Origin of the sequence: Aeromonas sp. S41-2 (assembly GCF_027705845.1) — a bacterium.
GTDB lineage: Bacteria > Pseudomonadota > Gammaproteobacteria > Enterobacterales > Aeromonadaceae > Aeromonas > Aeromonas hydrophila.
On record NZ_JAPDCG010000001.1, the window covers coordinates 895,965 to 914,823 of the forward strand.

Sequence of the window (18,859 nt, forward strand, 5' to 3'; positions counted from 1 at the left end):
GCCGATGGTGCCGATGGTGCCGATGGTGCCGATGGTGCCGATGGTGCCGATGGTGCCGATGGTGCCGATGGTGCCGAGCCTGGCCAGGGGCAGCTTATCTAGCAACCCCTTTGCTGGCGGCGACCGCCATGAGCCGTCGCCAACCCCTGCCGCATCAGCCTCCGTCATTGGTTCCATACCGTTTTGATCTCTGGATACCCGGATCCATAACAACAGGATCCACTGGATTAATGGCAGAACAGGCCATGTTCCCCTATATCTTCTGTACCCCAACAGGAGAGAATCCATGTCGAGTTCCAGCGAAAACAGGCTGTTTTTGCTGCTTTTTTTATCGCTGTTGCTGGCCGGCACCGGGCAGGCAGCGGCGCAAAGCAGGGATTTCAGACAGGCACCCAAGGCGCTCAGCGCACTGAAGAAAGGTCAGCAGGCACAGAGTCAGGGCAATCTGACCCAGGCCATCCACTTCTACTGCGCCGCCGCCACCACGGGTAACCCGGAAGGTTACTTTCGCATCGGCCGCCTGCTCGCCACCGGCCCGGGCTCGGTTCGCAACCCCCGCATGGCCAACGCCTACCTGGCCATGGCGATCCGCCTTGGCAACCAGCAGGCCGCCCGTTACTACAACAGCCGGATCGGCAATGCCGTGATGGGGGATCAGTGCGGCAGCGGCGTCGGTGGATCCGGCGGCTACTTCGCCGCCATTCCCACCACCCCCTTCAATCTGGAGGCCTATCTGGCCCGCCAGTCACCCGCCAAGCAGAAGCTGGCCAACATGCTGCGCCACGCCGCCAAGCGCCACCGCATCGACGAGCGGCTGGTGCTGGCCATCGCCATCGCCGAATCCAACCTCGACAGCCGTGCCGTCTCACCCAAGAATGCCCAGGGGCTGATGCAGCTCATTCCAGAGACCCAGCAGCGCTTCGGGGTGACCCGCCCTTTCGATCCGGAGCAGAACATCAAGGGCGGCGTGGCCTATCTCAAGTGGCTGCACACCCATTTCGACGGCAACTGGACCCTGATGTCGGCGGCCTACAACGCCGGCGAAAAATCGGTGGAGCAGTATGGCGGCATCCCCCCCTATCAGGAGACCCAGCAATATGTGCGGCGGGTGCTCTACTTCGCCGGCCACAAGCAGCCCTGAGCCCGGGCTTCTGCCGGCCCGCTATTGACAAAAATCACACCCGCATTTGCGCAATCGTTTGCCTTTCGGTAGGATCCGGCGCTTTCTCGCACGTTCTACAGGTAATCCATGAATTTCATCAAACGCTGCTCGCGCCTGCTTACCCTGTTTGCCCTCTTCTCCTCTGCCGTCGTGGCGGCCAATCCGGCCCCCGCCCCCATCCTGATCCAGGGGGCGATGGATGTCGAAGTCGAGACCCTGGTGGCAGCCCTCAAGGACAAGCAGGAGCTGACCGTCGGTTCCTGGACCTACTGGCAGGGCACCCTCTCGGGTTATCCGGTGGTCGTCTCCCGCACCGAGGTGGGACTGGCCAATGCCGCCGCGGCCACCACCCTCGCCATGGAGCGCTTCCAGCCGCGCCTCGTCATCAATCAGGGCACGGCGGGCGGCCACGATCCGGCGCTGCACCGGGGTGACATCGTCATCGGCACCAAGAGCTTCAACATGGGGGCCTACCGCAGTGACCTGACGCCCGCCGAGCAGGGCGTCGACCCGAGCAAATGGCACAACTTCGAGGTCACCATGCGCCTGCGCGACAACGGCAAGCTGGTGGAACACACCGCCTTTGCCGGCGATCCCGAGCTGGTCGGCCGCGCCCTCGGCATGGCCGACCGTTATCGTCACGGTCGGGTGGTCCCCGGCATCATAGGCACCGCCGACGAGTGGAACCGCCAGGTCGCCCGCATCAACTGGCTGCACCAGATCTACCAGACCGCCGCAGAAGAGATGGAAACCTCCTCCGCCGCGCTAGTAGCAGAGGCCTACAAGGTGCCCTTCGTCGGTATCCGGGTGCTCTCCAACACCGATCTGCACGGTGAGGAGTTCGATCCGCAGACCGCCATCCACTGCCAGCAGTTCGTCATCGATTATGCAAAGGCGCTCATCAACGGCTTCAACAAAGCCTGATAAGCCAAAGAGGCCGCCACGATGGCGGTCTCTCTGCTTTGTAATCCCTATCAGACGGGACTTGGCCCACGCTCTCGCCCGCAGCCGATATCAACGCCCCGGACACGCCCTGCGCCCATAGTGGCGGTAGTAGCCCACCAGATTGCTGACCAGAAACAGCCCCTCCATCAGCGCCGCCACGGGCGACCCCACCAGCAGGTTGTTGGCCAGCCAGCAGAGGGTACCCAGCGACATCCAGCGCCGCAGCAGGCGATCATCCGGACAAAACGCAGCCCGGGTCTGCAGCAGACTGGCCAGCAACCCCAGCAGAGCGAGCGGCCCCTGATAGGTGGCGAGCACCGCTAGGCAGGACAACCCCATAAAGAGCCACATCAAGAGGCGACGCATGGCCAGCATGCTGACCACGAAGCGCAGGCTCGCCAGCCAGAGTAGCAGGGCGGCCGATGCTTGCCCCAGCAGCGCGAAATGGGCGCCATTGAGGGCGCAGGAGAGGGCCAGGCAGGCCAGAATGGCCCGGCGCGTCCGCAGCTGAAACGACAGCAGATCCAGCAGCAGCGCCAGACTCACCACCAGTTGTGACCACAAAAACAGCGACATCATCCCCACTCCAGGCTTGTTCGAGGGGCCCAGCATGGCGGGAATGGGCGCGGCGCGGCATTAACCCGTGTTAATGCGCCGGCGGATCCGCGACAGGGTGACCGGGCTGATGCCGATGTAGTTGGCGAGCTGTACCTGGGTGAGCCGCGCCGGCCAGTGGGGGAAGGTGCGACAAAGCTCCCGGTAGCGCTCTTCGGGGGAGTGGAGCAGCAAGAAGGCCTCCTTGCGCTCCTTGTAGCACAGCTGCTGGCGCAGCAGGGCCATGCAGACCGGCTGCCAGGCGGGCTCGTCCAGCAGGGCGAGCGGCACCCGCACCAACTGCAGCGCCGTGACGGCCTCCAGCTGGTAGCGGGCGGGAGACCCCGTGAGCCAGCTGTCGTAGAGCAGGCAGAGCTCCCCTTCGAAGTAGAACTCCTTGCAGCGCTCCTGCCCGTCCCGGGCGTAGTGACAGGCGCGGGCGATACCCCGCTCGATGTAGAAGGCCGACTCCTGCATCGCCCCCTGAGCCAGCAGCGGCTGGCCCGGCTGCAAGATCAAACGAGGCAAGCGACCGGCAAGCGGCTCACCGATGGCGGGTGCCAGCCCCATGGTGGCGAGGGTGGCCGCCAGAGGCGGGGCTGAAGGCAGGCTGGTCATGCAAACTCCGGGTCAAACTGGGCCTTCATCATGCCAAGTTTGGCGGCCCGTTGCAGCAGGCTGTGATGGCCCCGGCAAAGGGAATAGCCGACCGGGTGCCACCTTTGCCCCCCCTCGCCCATTGGTTTACAATCGACGGGTTTTTTGGAACCCGGTTGACCCGCGTCGACCTGGCCCCACCACGACATCAGTCTGTTAGTGCCAAGACATTAACCTGCTGAAAAGGAAGAGAATTAGCCAATGGCTCAATTTATTTACACCATGAACAGGGTCGGCAAGGTAGTGCCGCCCAAGCGTCATATTCTCAAGAACATCTCCCTCTCCTTCTTCCCGGGCGCCAAGATCGGCGTGTTGGGTCTGAACGGCGCCGGTAAATCGACCCTGCTACGCATCATGGCAGGCATCGATACCGAGATCGAAGGGGAAGCCCGTCCGCAGCCCGGCATCAAGATCGGCTACCTGCCGCAGGAGCCGAAGCTGGATCCGGAGCAGACCGTGCGCGAAGCGGTCGAAGAGGCCGTCGGCGAGGTGAAACGCGCCATGGCCCGGCTGGACGAGGTCTATGCGGCCTACGCCGACCCGGATGCCGACTTTGACAAGCTGGCCCGTGAACAGGGCGAGCTGGAAGCCATCATCCAGGCCCAGGGCGGCCACAACATGGAAAACCAGCTGGAGCGCGCGGCCGACGCCCTGCGCCTGCCGGCCTGGGATGCCCAGATCAAGCACCTCTCCGGTGGTGAGCGCCGCCGGGTGGCGCTGTGCCGCCTGCTGCTGGAAAAGCCGGACATGCTGCTGCTGGACGAACCGACCAACCACCTGGATGCGGAATCCGTGGCCTGGCTGGAGCGCTTCCTGCACGACTACGAGGGTACCGTCGTGGCCATCACCCACGACCGTTACTTCCTCGACAACGTGGCCGGCTGGATCCTGGAGCTGGACCGCGGCGAAGGTATCCCGTGGGAGGGCAACTACTCCTCCTGGCTGGAGCAGAAAGACGCCCGTCTGGCGCAGGAAGCCAGCACGGAAGCGGCTCGTCGCAAGTCCATCGAGAAAGAGCTGGAGTGGGTTCGCCAAAACCCGAAAGGCCGTCAGGCCAAATCCAAGGCCCGTATGGCTCGCTTCGAAGAGCTCAACACCAACGACTACCAGAAGCGCAACGAGACCAACGAGCTGTTCATTCCGCCCGGACCGCGCCTCGGCGACAAGGTGGTGGAGGTGGCCAACCTCTGCAAGTCCTACGGTGACCGCCAGCTGATCGACGATCTCTCCTTCTCCATTCCGAAGGGGGCCATCGTCGGCATCATCGGTCCGAACGGTGCCGGTAAATCGACCCTGTTCCGCATGATGTCGGGTCAGGAGCAGCCGGACTCCGGTTCCATCACCCTGGGTGAGACCGTGGTGCTGGCCTCGGTGGACCAGTTCCGCGACAGCATGAACGACAAGAAGACGGTGTTCGAGGAAGTCGCCGACGGCCAGGACATCCTGCGCATCGGCAACTACGAGTTCCCGAGCCGCGCCTACATCGGCCGCTTCAACTTCAAGGGCGCCGATCAGCAGAAGCGGGTTGGCGAGCTGTCCGGTGGTGAACGCGGCCGTCTGCACCTGGCCAAGCTGCTGCAGACCGGCGGCAACGTGCTGCTCTTGGATGAACCGACCAACGATCTGGACATCGAAACCCTGCGCGCCCTCGAGAACGCCCTGCTGGAGTTCCCGGGTTGCGCCATGGTCATCTCCCACGACCGCTGGTTCCTCGACCGCATCGCCACCCACATCCTGGACTACCAGGACGAGGGCAAGATCGCCTTCTTCGAGGGCAACTTCACCGAATACGAAGAGTGGAAGAAGAAGACCTACGGCGCCGAGGCCATCCAGCCGCACCGCGCCAAGTACAAGCGCATCGCCAAGTAACAGGGCAAACAAGTGCGGCTGCTACATTAGCCGCACCGTTCCCACCACGACAAGCGAATCGCCAAGTCAACCGGCACATGCCACAAGGGGAGCCCAGGCTCCCCTTTCTTGTGCCCGATCGCTTACAATCCAAGACGGATACCTCATGCATGGATGTAGCAAGATGACGACCCAGCCCACAGAGAAGAAACTGACCATCCAGATCCGGGTCGAGCCCGGCTGCCTCGGGCCGGATGGCAAGGCGCACATCGAGACCTTCTGCACCGCCGCCGCCAAGATCTTCGCCGCCGTGGAGCCCGAGCTGGTGAACTGGACCCTGCTGCCCCGCTATGACAAGCAGTTGCCGGAGCAGGAGTTTTTCATCGACGGCCGCAAGCTGACCGAAGAGCAGGCCAGCCTGTTTCTGCGCCGCCTGGGGCGGGAGCTGGGGGAAGTGCAGGAGACCCTCGACTCCGTGCTGGCCCAACTGGTGGAGCGTTACTTCAAGACCCTCTGATGGGCCGTGGCCCGTGCAAAAGGTTCTCTAGCGAGAACCTTTTTTATTTCCGGCAGGGCAAACGTTTGAATTTTTGCTCTATTCATTGATCCCCCTCGCAGATCCGGGGTTTGTAAACGGCGCCGCCTGTGTAAAAATGTGCGCGCTGTCACGGTATCAGGACGAGTCTGGTTGTTTAACCACCAGAAACAGGGCGTCACGCCCGCATGGATGGGACCGGCTCCTCGCCTGCTGCTTATTTCACGTCACCTATTGGAATCCAACATGAATCAACCACACCAGGCCCCCGCACAGGCCGCCGGGCAAGGATTGCTTGAGCGCCTGTTTGCCCTGAAGGGCCATGGCACCAACGCCCGCACCGAAGTGATCGCCGGCATCACCACCTTCCTGACCATGGTCTACATCGTCTTCGTCAACCCGCAGATCCTCTCTGCAGCCGGCATGGACACCCAGGCCGTGTTCGTCACCACCTGCCTGATCGCCGGCATCGGCAGCATCCTGATGGGCCTGCTCGCCAACCTGCCCATCGCGCTGGCCCCGGCCATGGGCCTCAACGCCTTTTTCGCCTTCGTGGTGGTGGCCGGCATGGGCTACTCCTGGCAAGTGGGCATGGGCACCATCTTCTGGGGTGCCATGGGCCTGTTGATCCTCACCCTGCTGCGGGTACGCTACTGGCTCATCGCCAACATTCCGCTCACCCTGCGGGTCGGCATCACCGCCGGCATCGGTCTGCTGATCGCCCTGCTCGGCCTGCACAACGCCGGCATCGTGGTCGCCAGCCCCGCTACCATGGTGACGGTGGGCAACCTGACCTCCCTGCCCTGCCTGCTGGGGCTGCTCGGCTTCTTCCTGATCTGCATCTTCTCCGCCCGCGGTGTCCACTCCGCCGTGCTGATCGCCATCGTGGTGACCACCACCCTGGGCTGGCTGTTTGGCGACGTCACCTTCAAGGGCTTCGTCTCCATGCCCCCCAGCATCGAGCCGGTGTTCGGTCAGCTGGATCTGATGGGCTCGCTCGACATCAGCCTGGCCGGGATCATCTTCTCCTTCATGCTGGTCAACCTGTTCGACTCCTCCGGCACCCTGATCGGCGTCACCAACCGCGCCAAGCTGGCCGATGACAAGGGTCACTTCCCACGCATGAAGCAGGCCCTGCTGGTGGATAGCGCCAGCTCGGTAGGCGGCGCCTTCATGGGTACCTCCTCGGTCACCGCTTTCATCGAGAGCAGCTCCGGCGTCGCCGTCGGCGGCCGTACCGGCCTCACCGCCATCGTGGTCGGCCTGCTGTTCCTGCTGGCGATCTTCTTCTCTCCGGTGGCCGCCATGGTGCCTGCCTACGCTGCAGCCGGCGCCCTCATCTACGTGGGCGTGCTGATGTGCTCCGAGCTGACCCGGGTGAAGTGGGAAGACCTGACCGAAGCGGTGCCGGCCTTCATGACCGCGGTCATGATGCCGTTCAGCTTCTCCATCACCGAGGGGATCGCCGTGGGCTTCATCTCCTACTGCGTGATGAAGGCGGGTACCGGCCGCTGGCGCGAGATCAACCCCTGCGTGCTGGTGGTGGCCCTGCTGTTCGTGCTCAAGTTCGTCTGGGTCGACAGCCACTAAACCGCGACACACAAACACAGCGCAAACAAAAATGCCCGTCAACGACGGGCATTTTTTTATGGCTGACGAAGGGGCGCTCAGCGAATGCCGCGCGCCTCGCGGATCCACTCCCAGGCCTGCTGGATCTCCTGGGTCTTCTCCTTGGCCATCTCCATCATCTCGGGCGGCAAGCCCTTGGCGGCCAGCTTGTCCGGGTGATGCTTGCTCATCTCCTTGCGGTAGGCGCGCTTGATCTCCTGATCGCTGTCGCTCTCGCTCACCCCCAGCAGCTGGTAGGCATCCTTGAGTCGATCACGGGAGGGGGCCTCCTGCCGATACTGCTGCCCGCCGTGCCCGCCATCCTGATACTGGCCACCGTGCGCCCGGTTGAAGAAGTTCATCTGCGCCTCGGCCATCGCCAGAATGCGGGCCAGCTCGATGCGGCTGAAGCCCAGCTCGTCGGCGATGGTGTGCAGGATGGCGCGCTCGTTGGCCTCGACCTTGCCATCGGCGAAGGCGGCCTGCAGCTGCACCTCGAGGAAGAAGCGCAGGATATCGCGCTGACCCTGGCTGGCACGGCGAAACTCGGCCAGGGTCTCCCGCAGTGGGAAGTCCGCCTCCTTGCCCTGACGGAACGACTCCTGGGCGCGAGCCCGCTGCTCACCTGCCAGCCGCATCCGGTCCATCAGGTTGGAGGCAACCCGGATCTCCTGCTCGGTCACCTGGCCGCTCGCCTTGGCGATGTGACCCATGACGGCGAAGGTGGCGTGGAAGAAGACCGCCTGTTGCTGCTGGGTGGGCGCGCGGCGAAAATTCAAGCCCATGCCACGGTCGAAACGGTGGCCGATCCAGAGGCCCAGCAGGGCACCGAAGATGTTGCCGAGCAGAAAACCGAAGAAGGCGCCAAGCACCTTACCCCAAATACGCATGGTTCAAGACCTCGTGAAATTAATGAGTGCGTCCTTGCAACTGATCGTCCAGCGCCTGCAGCCGCGCCACCGTGCCGATGTCGCGCCACTCGCCGGCCAGCAGGCTGCCGCCCACCCGGCCCTGCGCCATCCAGTCGCGCAGCAGGGGCGCCAACTTGCGCGCCCCTGGCGTGAGTCCGGCAAAGGCGGTGGGGTCATAGAGCCCGACTCCGCTGAAGGTCAGCGCCGGGCTATCGACCACCTTGCCCGCTTGCAGCGCAAAATCCCCCGCCGGATGCTGCGGCGGGTTGGGCACCAGCCAGAGGTGGGCCAGATCCGTGCCCAGGGGCTGGCTCACCAGGGTGCGATAGTCCAGATCGAGCCAGGTATCGCCGTTGATCACCAGAAACGGCTCGTCTCCCAGCAGCGGCAGCGCCTGCACGATGCCGCCGGCGGTCTCCAGCGCGTTCTCCTCGGCCGACCATTGAATGTCTACTCCGAACTGACGGCCATCGCCGAGAGCGGCCACCAGCTTGTGGCCGAGCCAGGCGTGATTGATGACCAGGTCGGTCACACCGGCAGCCTTAAGCTTGTCGATATGGTGCACAATGAGCGGCTTGCCCCCCACCGCCAGCAGCGGCTTGGGCAGGCTGTCGGTCAGCGGGCGCATCCGCTCGCCGCGACCGGCGGCCAGGATCATCGCCTTCATGACGCCACTCCGCAGCGGGCCAGCCCGGGCAGCACCACCTGCGCCAGCCACTGGCCGAAGCGGGCCAGCACCGGGTAGCTCGCGCCATGGCTGCGGCAGACGTCCACCACATAGCCGAGGGTGCGGGGAATGTCCTTGAGGTAGCCGGACTTGCCATCGCGGTGGTAGAGACGGGTGAAGATACCCGCCGCCTTGAGGTGGCGCTGCATGCCGGTCAGGTCGGCGGCGCGACGAAACGCGGCGTAATCGAGCTCGTCCAGCAGATTGGCCTGCTGCAGGGTGTCAAACCCGAGCCGCATGCCCTGCTCGATCACCGTGTCCGGCCAGCGCACGTAGCAGTCTTTCAGCAGCGAGACCAGGTCATAGCTGAGCGGGCCTATGACCATGTCCTGGAAGTCGATCACCGCCAGCCGGCTGTCGGCCGGGGTCTCGCCGCCGCACACCATCAGGTTGCGGCTGTGAAAATCCCGGTGCATCACCCCCTGCGGCTGGGCCAGGTTGTTCTCGGTGAGGCAGGCGAAGGTCTCAGCCAGCAACTGCTGCTCTTCGTCGCTTAGGGTCAGTTGCAGATGGTGACCCAGCAGCCACTCGGGGAAAATGCTGTTCTCCCGCGCCATAAAGGCCGTATCGAAGGGCTCGAGATCCAGCGTAACCGCCCCCAGGGCCGGCAGCAGCGCGATGGCCTTGCCGTACCAGGCCAGCACGTTGTCTGCATTCAGGCAGCCGATAAGCTGGGTATCACCCAGATCCGTCACCGCCAGCAGACCCTGCTCGTAGTCCACCGCCCGCACCTCGGGAGCCAGCAGGCCACCGGCGTTCAAGGCCGAGGCATTGCGGACAAACTCATGATTTTTTTCGGTTTTAGGATTGGCATCCACCCAGATCAGACCACCGCCACGGTGGTAGCGGCGAAAACTGGCGTCACCGGAAATGAGGGTCAACTGCAGGCTGGCATCACCGGAAATCCGGCGCGCCCAGTGCAACAAGAGGGAATCGCGATCGTGCATAAGTCGGGGACCAAATTGGAAAGCAGCACTTGGCTGTTAGCCCTGGCCGCAATAATGCTTTATCATTGCCGGCTAACATAAAGCAATGACATGCAATGTCAACTCGATGAATCCTGTCGTAAAATGCATGTCTTGAATCAGCCGTAGCTACCACGGATTGCGCGAGTCTTTCACATGACAAAACGGACACTGGGATACTCCTATCCCATAGCCCTGACCATCAGCCTTGTTCCAGCCCTGACCCCGGCCATCGTGCAGGCGGCGCCGCTGACGCCGCCGCCCGCCACCGGGATCCTGGACGGGCTCTGCTATGACTATGTCCCCAAGATTGAGAAGCTGGCGCCCGGCAAGGACGCCAACGCCCAACCCGTGGAAGTGGATGCCGATCGGCTCGAAGCCAAGCAGGGCGGCACCGCCGTCTACCAGGGCGACGTCAAGGTGCGCCAGGGCGTGCGCAAGTTCGATTCCGACTACGCCGAGCTCGATCAGAAGAGCCGGGACGTCATCGCCATCGGCAACATCTACTACAACGATGGCCAGATCACGGTCACCAGCGACAAGACCCTGAAATCCAACCTGGATACCAAGAACTCCGAGCTGGAAGAGGGCAAGTATCAGGTGCATGGCTCGCCGGTGCGCGGCTCAGCCGACCGGGTCACCATGACCAACAACAACCAGAACATCACTCTGGAAGGGGCCCAGTACACCACCTGCCCACCGGGTCAGGAAGTGTGGACCCTGAAGGCGGGCAGCATCGACATCGATCAGACCGAGGTGTTCGGGGAGGCCTGGAACGCCAGTCTCTGGCTCTACGACTACCCGGTGTTCTACTTCCCGTACATCAACTTCCCCATCAAGGATGAACGCAAGACGGGCCTGCTCTACCCGGGTTATACCCAGAGCTCCAAGAACGGCATGGATATCACCCAGCCGTTCTACTGGAACATAGCGCCCAACTACGATGCCACCATCACCTCCCGTTTCATGGACAGACGGGGCCTGATGGAGCAGGTCGAGTTCCGCTACATGCCGGATCCGGCCCACGTCGGCAGCCTCTATTTCGAGAACCTGGCCAACGACAAGCAGTACGACGAGACGCCGAGTCTCAACGATTACCTCTCCGATGGTCATCGCTACCTGTTGAACGCCCGTCATACCTCCATGTTCATGGACAATGCGATGAGGGTCTCGGTGGACTACACCAAGGTGCGGGATCGGGATTACAACTACTTCAACGACTTCTCCCCCAAGGTGGGCACCCAGGTCGACAACCAGTTGCAGCAATCCCTGATGGCCGGTTACTTCCAGCCCAACTGGAACATCAACACCGAGGTGCGCACCTACCAGATCCTGCTGGCCAGCGCCCAGCAGCCCCACGAGCTGATGCCGCGCATCGACCACAACTATTACCAGCAAGGCAGCTGGTACGATCTGGCCTGGAACACCGAAATCACCAAGTTCGGCTACAACAACGCCCAGGCCATCGCCCAGAATCAGGGTAGTGCCTACACCGGTACCCGGGTCTACACGGCCCCGACCCTGACCATGCCGCTCATTGACGAGGCCGGCTACTACCTCGACAGCCAGTACAAGCTGATGTACACCCGTTACGATCAGGAAGTGCCGGACAACATGAGCCAGACCTTTGTCAGCCGCTTTACTCCAGCTGGCGCCAATGGGGTTACCCTGGACGAAGGGATCATCACCCGCACCCTGCCCTCTTTCCGCCTCAAGGGCGGCATGACCTTCGAGCGCAACCAGAACTGGTTCGGCGGCGATGCCAACCAGACCCTGGAGCCGGAGTTCCAGTACCTCTATGTGCCCTACAAGGATCAGGACAACATAGGCGTCTATGACTCCACCAGCATGCGCCAGGACTACTACAGCCTGTTCAGCGACCGCCGCTACGCCGGTCTGGATCGCATCAGCGACTCCAACCGCCTGTCAGTCGGTGTCACCAGCCGGGTATATGATGACGCTGGTGATGAACGAATTCGGCTGGCCGTTGCCCAAGCTTTCGATTTTGTTGCGCCCAGGGTCAAGCTCTACCCCAGCGATGCTCTGACCACCAATACCCGCTCCCCGCTCTCCTTCGAGGGGGATGCCAAGATCAACGAGCAGTGGTTTGCCCATGCCGGCGCGCAATATGATGTGGACCAGAGCCGCTTCAGCTCTGCCAACAGCGCCGTCGAGTATCGCCGCGAGAAGCTGATCAGCCAGCTGAATCATCGTTTCGTGCGCGATGCCAACCTTGTGCCGAACACCAATAACGAGGTTACCGACCTCAACCAGATCGGCCTGCTGTTGACCACCCCGCTCAACGATCAGTGGCACCTGTACGGGGGTTACTATCAGGAGCTGAATCAGAGCGTGAAGTCTGACCGCAAGGTAGGCCTGAAGTACGACTCCTGCTGCTGGAGCATCAACTTCAATCTGGAGTGGGTCAATACGCCCAACAACGTGAACAATACGTCCACAGCCGAGCGCAGTTTCGGTATTCAGTTTGAAATGAAAGGATTGGGTAGCGTGGGTACCGGCACCAAGGGCACCTCCCTGGACACCGAAGCACTGCCTTACATTCGTCCGTTTAACCTGCGAGACCAATAAGCGGTCTGGCAAACGCCTTGAGAGATGGATATGAAGAAGACGTTGATTTCCCTGCTGACTGCAGGCCTGTTCGGAGCCATGAGCCAGGGTGCCTTCGCCGCCCCCGAACTGATGGACAAGGTGCTTGCCGTGGTCAACAAGGACGTGGTGCTGGCCAGCCAGCAGGAAGCCCTGGTGCAGAAGGTGAAAGCCTCTGCCCAGGAGAGCGGCCAGTCCCTGCCCGATGACGCCACCCTGCGCAAACAGGCACTGGATCGGCTGATCCAGGAGAGCCTGCAACTGCAACTGGCGGATCGTCAGGGCCTCAAGATCAGCGATACCCAGCTGGAGCAGGCCATCCAGAGCATCGCCGCCGACAACAAGATGACCCTGGATCAGCTGCGAGCCCAGCTGGCCCGTGAAGGGCTGACCTATGCCCAGTATCGGGAAGAGGTGCGCCGCGAGATCCTGATGAACGAGGTGCGCCGCAACCAGGTGCGCCGCCGCATCAACATCTCCGAGCAGGAGGTGAAGCAGGTGGTCGACATCCTCGCCAAGCAGGGCCAACAACAGCAGCAATACCATGTCGGCCACATCCAGGTTGCCCTGCCGGACAACCCGAGCGCCGAGCAGCTCAACGCCGCCAAGAGCAAGATTGAACGCATCCTGGCCGCCCTCAAGCAGGGCGCCGACTTCCGCAAGATGGCCATTGCCGAGAGCAGCGGACCCAAGGCGCTGGAAGGGGGTGACTGGGGCTGGATGAGCCCGCAAGAGATGCCGACCCTGATGGCCGAGGCCGTGCAAGGCACCAAGAAGGGCGACATCGTCGGCCCGCTGCGTTCCGGTGCCGGCCTGCACATCATCAAGGTGTTCGACAGCAAGGGCCAGCAGCAGGTCGTGCAGACCGAAGTGCGCGCCCGCCACATCCTGATCAAGCCCTCCATCATCCTGAGCGAAGAAAAAGCCAAGGGCATGCTGGACGGCATCCTGCACGACATCAAGAGCGGCAAGGCCAGCTTCGCCAGCCTGGCGGAGAAGTACTCCGAAGATCCGGGTTCTGCGGTGCAGGGTGGCGAACTGGGCTGGTCTGATCCCAACGTCTATGTGCCGGAGTTCCGCGACATGGTCAACCGCCTGCAACCGGGCCAGATCAGCGAACCCTTCCGCACCACCCACGGCTGGCACATCGTCCAGCTGGAAGAGCGCCGCAGCCAGGATGCCACCAACAAGGCCCAGGAGCAGCGCGCCTATCAGCTGATCTACAACCGTCGCTTCACCGAAGAGTCCCAGGCCTGGCTGGATGAGCTGCGTGACGAGGCCTACATCCAGATCGAAGGCGCCGGCAGCTGATGAGTTGTCGTCGTCTCGCCATCACCCCGGGTGAACCGGCCGGGATCGGTCCGGATCTGGTGCTGCAGATTGCCCAGCAGGATTGGCCGCACCAGCTAGTGGTGATCGCCGATCCGGCGCTGCTGCGCGAGCGGGCTGCCCTGCTGGGGTTGCCCGTCGAGCTGCAGCCCTATGATGCCGACCAGCCTGCCCACCCGCAGCGGGCCGGTACCCTCACCGTATGTCCGGTTCCCCTCGGCGCCGCCGTGGTGCCGGGCATGCTCGACGAGGGCAACGGTGCCTACGTGCTGGCCACCCTGCAACGCGCCTGCGACGGCAACATGAGCGGCGAATTTGCCGCCGTGGTGACCGGGCCGGTGCACAAGGGGATCATCAACCAGGCTGGCGTCTCGTTCAGCGGCCACACCGAGTTCTTCGCCCAGCAGTCGGGCACCGCCGACGTGGTGATGCTGCTGGCAACCGAGGGACTGCGGGTCGCGCTGGCGACCACCCACATTCCGCTGGCCTATGTGGCGATGGCCATCACCGAGGATCGGCTCGGCAAGGTGATCCGCATCCTGGATGCGGATCTCAAGAGCAAATTCGGCATCGCCAAGCCCCGCATTTACGTCTGCGGCCTCAACCCCCACGCCGGGGAAGGCGGCCATCTCGGCCGTGAAGAGATTGACGTGATCGAACCCGCCCTGGCAGGCCTTCGCCAGGAGGGGATCGATCTGGTCGGCCCGTTGCCGGCCGATACCCTGTTCCAGGACAAATACCTCAAGGATGCGGATGCGGTACTCGCCATGTACCACGACCAGGGGCTGCCCGTGCTCAAATACAAGGGCTTCGGCAGTTCGGTCAATATCACCCTTGGACTTCCTTTCATCCGCACTTCGGTGGATCACGGCACCGCACTGGATCTGGCAGGCAAGGGCCTCGCCGACTCGGGCAGCCTGATCACCGCGATCAACCACGCCATCAAGATGGTAGAGAAAAAAAGATATGAGCAGTAAGGTGCAGAGCAACAAGGTGCACATGGGCCACACCGCCCGTAAGCGTTTCGGTCAGAACTTCTTGCACGATCGCTACGTGATCGATCAGATCGTGGCCGCCATCAATCCGCAGCCGGGTCAGAACCTGGTGGAGATCGGCCCGGGTCTGGCCGCGCTGACCGAACCGGTCGCCTCCCAGATGGACAAGATGACCGTGGTCGAGCTGGACCGGGATCTGGCGGCGCGCCTGCGCGAGCACCCGACCCTCAAGGAGAAGCTGACCGTCATCGAGGCCGATGCCATGCGCTTCGACTTCGGCACCCTGATGGGGGAAGGCAAGGGGCCGCTGCGCATCTTCGGCAACCTGCCCTACAACATCTCCACCCCGCTCATCTTCCACCTGTGCGAGTTCGCCGACCGGGTGGAGGACATGCACTTCATGCTGCAAAAGGAAGTGGTCCTGCGCCTGGCCGCCGGCCCCGGCAGCAAGGCCTATGGCCGGCTGAGCGTGATGACCCAGTACTACTGTCAGGTAGTGCCTGTGCTGGAAGTGGGTCCTGGCGCCTTCAAGCCGGCACCGAAGGTGGACTCCGCCGTGGTGCGTCTGATCCCGCACAAGAACCCGACTATCGTCGCAAAAGACATTCGTTGCCTGAACCGGGTCTGCACCGAGGGCTTCGGCCAGCGTCGCAAGACCATTCGCAACAGCTTCTCCAACTTCATCACGGACGCCCAGCTGACCGAGCTTGGTATCGATGGCAACCTGCGCCCGGAGAATCTCTCCCTCGAGCAGTTCGTCATGATCGCCAACTGGCTGGCGGATCAGCAACAGGCCTGATCCCGTGGCCACTCCGCACATCGTGATCCGCCCATACCCCCGTTATGTGGCGGATTCCAAAGACCCTTACCAGTTCCACTATCTCATCGAGATCGAGAACCTGGGGCCGGGCCCGGCGCAGCTGCTGCACCGGCGCTGGCTCATCACCGATGCCAATGGCAAGATACTGGAAGTCGAAGGCCCCGGCGTGGTCGGCGAGCAGCCGGTGATCGCAGAGGGAGAGACCTTCCGCTATCAAAGTGGCGTGCCGCTGGCCACCCCGCTCGGGGTGATGGAAGGGAGTTATACCCTGCAAGACGAGTCGGGGCAGCAATTCGAGGCGCCCATCGCGCCCTTTACGCTGGCCGTCCCCCACATTATCAACTGAGGTTTCATGGCGAACTGTTTTGTTGGCGATATCCAGGGCTGTTACGACGACTTGCGCCGTCTGCTGGATCTGGCCGAGTTCGATCCCGCTAATGACGTGCTCTGGCTGTGCGGCGATCTGGTCGCCCGCGGCCCGGACTCTCTCAATACCCTGCGCTTCGTCAAGGGGCTGGGCAACCGGGCCGTCACCGTGCTCGGCAACCACGATCTGCACCTGCTGGCGGTCGCCGATGGCGTCGCCCCGCTCAAGAAGAAGGACAAGCTGCAGGAGCTGATGGAGGCACCGGATCGGGACGAGCTGCTGGAGTGGCTGCGCCACCGTCCGCTGCTGGCGGAGCACCCCGACCTGCCCATCATGATGGTGCATGCCGGCATCTCCCCGGCGTGGGACGCCCGCACCGCCCGCAACTGCGCCCGCGAGGTGGAGAGCCTGCTGCGCGGCGATCAGTACCAGTGGCTGCTGCACAACATGTATGGCGATCAGCCGGATGGCTGGCAGGACAATCTGGTCGGGATCGAGCGCTACCGCTACATCATCAACACCTTCACCCGGATGCGCTTCTGCTACTTCGATGGCCGGCTCGACTTCAAATGCAAGAAGGGCCCCAAGGAGTCGACCCCGGGCCTGCGCCCCTGGTTCGAGCAGCGTGAGCACCATGTGGATGACCCCATCCTGGTGTTCGGCCACTGGGCGGCCCTGATGGGCAACACCGGCAAGCAGGACATCAAGGCGCTCGACACCGGCTGTGTCTGGGGCAACAGCCTCACCCTGTGGCGCTATGAAGATGATGCCCTGATCGCCACCCCCTGCCCCACTTACGCCAAGTGACGATAAGGGGACTGCGTCTGAGCAATCAGTGCCTCACTATAAAGATGGCGCCCTGGTCACTCCCCTCTCCCACCACACCAAGCAGGTGGCAGGCAATAAAACAAAACGGGCCCGGCATTGCCGGGCCCGTTTTTTATGGTGCATCGCTCACCCTAGAGCTTGCGCCCCAGCCGTTTCTCGATCTGCTGCCGCTCCCACTCGGGACCGAACAGCTTGAAGGGCTGGAACAGGTTGATGGCATGGGAGATCAATCCCAGCCCCCAGCCCAGCGCCGGCCACCAGGCCCAAATATAGCCAGGGTTGCTCAGGTAGTTGATGACAAACAGCCCGCAAATCACCAGCAGGTAGCTGGCGATGTGGTAATAGAAGCCCTTGAGCCCCTCCACATAACGCATGGCGGCCCGCTCCTCTACCGATACCCGTATCTCATCCCGTTCCATCGTGTCACTCCCTCTCATCTCGTGCTCCTGTTGGCTTGTACCGTCAAGTTGCGCCACTTCGAGCTCAAAGACGGCGGCCAGGGCCTTGAGGGATTCCAGTCCGGGCTGCTGGCCCTGCTCGATCCGCTGAATGGTGCGAACGCTCAGGCCGGTAAAGACGGCCAACTGCTCCTGTGACCAGCCCCGCTGCAATCTCAACTTCCTGACGATCATCTCGAACTCCTTGTGGTTGATTGACGGGGCCAGCATAGGGGCCGGCGGGTGCCATGGGCCACGACAGCGCCCTGACACCAACCTGACTTTCCTTTGGATTCAGTGCATTAGATAAAAGAGCGTGCTCAAAAACTCAGCCTTCCCTCCCCCCTTTCGATCACCTGACAGCAGGGCGACAGAGGCGCTTTGTGCAAGATAGCGCCTTGGTATCGGGCAGGCGAGCTTATAGCGTCTGCATCAACTCGGCGGCAATCTCGAAAGAGCGCAGACGAGCCTGATGATCGACGATGGGGCCGTTGAACATCAGCTCGTCGGCCCGGGTTTCCGCCAGCAGCGCCTTTAGGCCGTGACGTATCTGGTCCGGGTTGCCCACCAGCGAACGGGCCAGGGTCTGCTCCATGGCCACCAGCTCGCGCTCCGACCACTCTTCCCCCAGCTCGATGACGGGGGCCGGCAGTTTGCCTGCGTTGCCGCGATGCAGGCGCAGGAACTGCTGCTGCAGGGTGGTGAACTGGAAGCGCGCCTCCCGCTCGCTGTCGGCGGCGATCATGTTGATGCAGACCACCGCATGGGGCTTGGGCCAGCGGGCGGAGGGGCGATACTGGGCGCGGTAGATCTCCAGCGCCTGCAGCAGCATGGCGGGGGCGAAGTGGGAAGCAAAGCCGAACGGCAGCCCCATGGCCGCCGCCAGCTGGGCGCTGTAGAGGCTGGAGCCCAGCAGCCAGATGGGCAGGTGCAGCCCCTGCCCCGGTACCGCCTGCACCGCCCCCACCTCGTCGCCAAAGTAATCCATCAACTCGCGCACATCAGCCGGGAAGTCATCCACCTCGCCGCTGCGCTGGCGTCTGAGCGCCCGCATGATGCGCTGATCGGTGCCCGGCGCACGGCCAAGCCCGAGATCGATGCGATCCGGATAGAGCGAAGCCAGGGTGCCGAACTGCTCGGCGATGACCAGCGGCGAGTGGTTCGGCAGCATGATGCCGCCCGCCCCGATGCGCAAGGTATTGGTGCCGCCGGCCAGATGACCGATCAGCACCGAGGTGGCGGCGCTGGCGATGCCCGGCATGTTGTGGTGCTCGGCCAGCCAGTAGCGGCAATAGCCCAGGCGTTCGGCATGACGGGCCAGGTCCAGCGAGCGGCGAAACGACTCGGCCGGCTGGGAGCCTTCGGCCACGGGCACCAGATCGAGTACGGAATAGGGGATGGCAGACATGGGTCACTCCATTGATTCACAGACCAGTAACAAGTGGGGCAATGTAGCACGGGATACCTGAATGAATCACCTGATCAGCCGGCAAAATTGGCCAGAGCGAGCGCCGAGAGCCCCGG

18 protein-coding genes are annotated in these 18,859 nt (G+C 63.0%); 11 read left to right on the forward strand and 7 right to left on the reverse strand.

Annotated features, from left to right (window positions below):
• Positions 1-286 precede the first annotated feature (286 nt).
• Both OKC44_RS04120 and OKC44_RS04125 read left to right on the forward strand, forming a co-directional pair.
• A complete protein-coding gene (locus OKC44_RS04120; RefSeq protein WP_203091476.1) occupies positions 287-1,141 on the forward strand; it encodes a lytic transglycosylase domain-containing protein in 855 nt (284 codons plus the stop codon).
• A 108-nt stretch (positions 1,142-1,249) separates the two neighbouring features.
• Complete coding sequence (locus tag OKC44_RS04125; protein WP_203091477.1) at positions 1,250-2,086, forward strand: phosphorylase family protein; 837 nt, start codon at positions 1,250-1,252, stop codon at positions 2,084-2,086.
• 90 nt (positions 2,087-2,176) lie between these two features.
• Here OKC44_RS04125 and OKC44_RS04130 read toward each other — a convergent pair whose 3' ends face one another.
• On the reverse strand, positions 2,177-2,686 hold the full coding sequence (locus tag OKC44_RS04130) for a YgjV family protein (protein ID WP_211067193.1): 510 nt from the start codon (positions 2,684-2,686) through the stop codon (positions 2,177-2,179).
• Positions 2,687-2,743: 57 nt separating this feature from the next.
• Entirely contained in the window at positions 2,744-3,319 is a 576-nt protein-coding gene (locus tag OKC44_RS04135; protein ID WP_270811224.1) for a Crp/Fnr family transcriptional regulator, read from the reverse strand.
• A 240-nt stretch (positions 3,320-3,559) separates the two neighbouring features.
• Here OKC44_RS04135 and ettA point away from each other — a divergent pair, with 240 nt between their 5' ends.
• The 3 genes from ettA (at position 3,560) to OKC44_RS04150 (ending at position 7,331) form a co-directional block, all read left to right on the forward strand.
• A complete protein-coding gene (gene ettA / locus OKC44_RS04140; RefSeq protein ID WP_016349627.1) occupies positions 3,560-5,227 on the forward strand; it encodes an energy-dependent translational throttle protein EttA in 1,668 nt (555 codons plus the stop codon).
• A gap of 163 nt (positions 5,228-5,390) precedes the next feature.
• Complete coding sequence (locus tag OKC44_RS04145; RefSeq protein ID WP_017410319.1) at positions 5,391-5,723, forward strand: hypothetical protein; 333 nt, start codon at positions 5,391-5,393, stop codon at positions 5,721-5,723.
• A 264-nt stretch (positions 5,724-5,987) separates the two neighbouring features.
• On the forward strand, positions 5,988-7,331 hold the full coding sequence (locus OKC44_RS04150; protein ID WP_005304142.1) for an NCS2 family permease: 1,344 nt from the start codon (positions 5,988-5,990) through the stop codon (positions 7,329-7,331).
• Positions 7,332-7,408: 77 nt separating this feature from the next.
• On the opposite strand, the gene djlA is transcribed toward OKC44_RS04150, so the two are convergent.
• The 3 genes from djlA to OKC44_RS04165 are packed head-to-tail and all read right to left on the reverse strand — an operon-like array spanning position 7,409 to position 9,934.
• Positions 7,409-8,239: a co-chaperone DjlA gene (gene djlA, locus OKC44_RS04155; RefSeq protein ID WP_011704885.1), complete on the reverse strand. Its 831-nt coding sequence runs from the start codon at positions 8,237-8,239 to the stop codon at positions 7,409-7,411.
• Between the two features lie 19 nt (positions 8,240-8,258).
• On the reverse strand, positions 8,259-8,927 hold the full coding sequence (murU, locus tag OKC44_RS04160) for an N-acetylmuramate alpha-1-phosphate uridylyltransferase MurU (RefSeq protein WP_270811227.1): 669 nt from the start codon (positions 8,925-8,927) through the stop codon (positions 8,259-8,261).
• Positions 8,924-9,934, reverse strand: coding sequence for an aminoglycoside phosphotransferase family protein (locus tag OKC44_RS04165; RefSeq protein ID WP_270811228.1), 1,011 nt, complete (start codon positions 9,932-9,934; stop codon positions 8,924-8,926). Before OKC44_RS04165 ends, murU begins: the two co-directional genes overlap by 4 nt.
• 174 nt (positions 9,935-10,108) lie before the next feature.
• On the opposite strand from OKC44_RS04165, the gene lptD reads away from it, so the two are divergent.
• The 6 genes from lptD to OKC44_RS04195 are packed head-to-tail and all read left to right on the forward strand — an operon-like array spanning position 10,109 to position 16,877.
• Positions 10,109-12,541, forward strand: coding sequence for an LPS assembly protein LptD (gene lptD / locus OKC44_RS04170; protein WP_045790538.1), 2,433 nt, complete (start codon positions 10,109-10,111; stop codon positions 12,539-12,541).
• A 30-nt stretch (positions 12,542-12,571) separates the two neighbouring features.
• Positions 12,572-13,870: a peptidylprolyl isomerase SurA gene (gene surA / locus OKC44_RS04175; RefSeq protein ID WP_043168429.1), complete on the forward strand. Its 1,299-nt coding sequence runs from the start codon at positions 12,572-12,574 to the stop codon at positions 13,868-13,870.
• On the forward strand, positions 13,870-14,865 hold the full coding sequence (pdxA, locus tag OKC44_RS04180) for a 4-hydroxythreonine-4-phosphate dehydrogenase PdxA (RefSeq protein ID WP_146062050.1): 996 nt from the start codon (positions 13,870-13,872) through the stop codon (positions 14,863-14,865). Before surA ends, pdxA begins: the two co-directional genes overlap by 1 nt.
• Positions 14,855-15,682, forward strand: coding sequence for a 16S rRNA (adenine(1518)-N(6)/adenine(1519)-N(6))-dimethyltransferase RsmA (gene rsmA / locus OKC44_RS04185; RefSeq protein ID WP_016349619.1), 828 nt, complete (start codon positions 14,855-14,857; stop codon positions 15,680-15,682). The genes pdxA and rsmA overlap by 11 nt, the downstream gene beginning before the upstream one ends.
• A gap of 4 nt (positions 15,683-15,686) precedes the next feature.
• Entirely contained in the window at positions 15,687-16,049 is a 363-nt protein-coding gene (apaG, locus tag OKC44_RS04190; RefSeq protein WP_211067143.1) for a Co2+/Mg2+ efflux protein ApaG, read from the forward strand.
• Positions 16,050-16,055: 6 nt separating this feature from the next.
• Positions 16,056-16,877 (forward strand): symmetrical bis(5'-nucleosyl)-tetraphosphatase, encoded by an 822-nt coding sequence (locus OKC44_RS04195; RefSeq protein WP_270811231.1) that lies wholly within the window; start codon positions 16,056-16,058, stop codon positions 16,875-16,877.
• 152 nt (positions 16,878-17,029) lie between these two features.
• Here the strand turns inward: OKC44_RS04195 and OKC44_RS04200 are convergent, their stop codons facing one another.
• Both OKC44_RS04200 and OKC44_RS04205 read right to left on the reverse strand, forming a co-directional pair.
• Complete coding sequence (locus tag OKC44_RS04200) at positions 17,030-17,530, reverse strand: 2TM domain-containing protein (RefSeq protein ID WP_270811233.1); 501 nt, start codon at positions 17,528-17,530, stop codon at positions 17,030-17,032.
• A 223-nt stretch (positions 17,531-17,753) separates the two neighbouring features.
• Entirely contained in the window at positions 17,754-18,743 is a 990-nt protein-coding gene (locus OKC44_RS04205) for a luciferase-like monooxygenase (protein WP_270811235.1), read from the reverse strand.
• Positions 18,744-18,859: the final 116 nt, after the last annotated feature.